This is a genomic window from Limisphaera ngatamarikiensis (assembly GCF_011044775.1).
Classification (GTDB): domain Bacteria; phylum Verrucomicrobiota; class Verrucomicrobiia; order Limisphaerales; family Limisphaeraceae; genus Limisphaera; species Limisphaera ngatamarikiensis.
On sequence record NZ_JAAKYA010000019.1, the window covers coordinates 1 to 1,482 of the forward strand.

3 protein-coding genes are annotated in these 1,482 nt (G+C 55.7%); all 3 read left to right on the forward strand.

Features of this window, described 5'->3' with window-relative positions:
- Positions 1–725 (forward strand): RHS repeat-associated core domain-containing protein (locus G4L39_RS03780; protein WP_205880760.1); only part of this gene is annotated, 725 nt, incomplete at its 5' end.
- A gap of 26 nt (positions 726–751) precedes the next feature.
- Positions 752–1,261 carry a hypothetical protein gene (locus G4L39_RS03785; protein ID WP_165106044.1) on the forward strand — a complete coding sequence of 170 codons (510 nt, stop codon included), beginning with the start codon at positions 752–754 and terminating at the stop codon, positions 1,259–1,261.
- Positions 1,262–1,264: 3 nt separating this feature from the next.
- Positions 1,265–1,429 carry a hypothetical protein gene (locus G4L39_RS03790; protein WP_165106046.1) on the forward strand — a complete coding sequence of 55 codons (165 nt, stop codon included), beginning with the start codon at positions 1,265–1,267 and terminating at the stop codon, positions 1,427–1,429.
- Positions 1,430–1,482 lie beyond the last annotated feature (53 nt).

The following is a 1,482-nucleotide window of genomic DNA, read 5'->3' on the forward strand; positions in this document are numbered from 1 at the left end:
ACGGCACGGGCCTGGTGCTCTATGAATACCGCGCCTACAGTCCCTCCCTGGGAAGGTGGTTGAGCAGGGATCCCGCCGGGGAAGTAGGTTTTAGAGTACAGAGTGCATACGGTGGCCGTCTTCCAAGGCTGTTGGTCACGTCAACGCACTATGTTCGCAAGCAATCAATCGATAGTGTGGATGTGCTTGGATTGTACGAATACGAGTGGGGAAGTTCATTTAGCGACGCCGAGAAGCAGGCCATCCACACCTCGATTCAGCGCGTAAAGCAGCGGGCTGAGACGCTGATTGGGCAGATTGATGCAAATATCGGGAGTCTTTCCAAGTTGTGCCCTTGCCCTGCTTACAGCCAACTCATCGAGAATCTCAAGCGCCTGAGGAGGATCCTGGAAGGTATGATCCGCGACATTAACGACCCACGCAAGAACCTTGAGATCTATAGAGGTGATATCAAGCCTGACGCGGCGAGGTACTGGCGGTCTCTCGTGCCGTGGTATGATGAGTTGACCTTGGACAATGGCTGGTTCGGCCAGAGCACCTGGGAACAAGATGGCACAAAGTTTCACGAAGTAAGCCACGGCCAAGGGACAGGGTACAAGGATCCAAGTCCTTGCAATAATGCACACGCGATTGAAGTGCTAATGCACGTGGATAAGGAGAACTGGACATATTTTAAGTACGACAACATGGTGGCGGACAAGAGGTGTGGAGCGCGTGGGAAATGAGGACACGGGCCGTCAAAGTAGCAATTGTGGTAGGGACGGTAGTGCTGTTAGTAGTTGCTTTTCTGCCGGGTCTGCCGGCAATTGGGGGTTATAAGAAGACGTTTTTTGACGTGGCGAACGGACGCCTGATGACGGAGTGGAGCGTGTGTGGCTGCACACGCAGGGGGACAATTGAGGAAACGAGGTATTCGGAGCTGCTACGGAAATATGGCTTTGATGAACTGCCGCCGGTATGGAAGGAAGCCTGGGCGACTTCGGTGGGCCTCAAGAAGATCAGTGGTACGGTGTTCATAGACTCCGCCTACGGCCGGGTAGCTGCAGACGCAATGCAATTTGCCCTGGGTATGGAATTGATGTTGATGGATGATAATGATCCGCCCGAAACGAGATTTGAGAAGGCCCGCAGAAGAATCGCCGAGTTTCGGCGGCTTGTCATGAGTGGGACGCCCGCTGAGGTGCGCGATTATGTGCTAAGCTTTCTTAAGGAACGTGAGGATTATGAGAAGAAGGCAAAGGCGGGTGCTGAAGGAGGTTGACGCGTGTCAAACTACATAGAGCTGCCACGCGGTGGCCAGGTTTTGAGCGTGGCGGACGCGGTGGCTCGCCAGCCCGGCGGTAGTGTGAGAGCCCTGCGGCTCGACCATCCGGTGAGTAAACTCCTGGCGGAACGGACCGCTGCGGCTGGCGACGACCCGGGGGTTTGACCTGTGGAACCGGCTGACCAACGTGCAGTCGGTGGTGGCGACGGGCGTGGTGA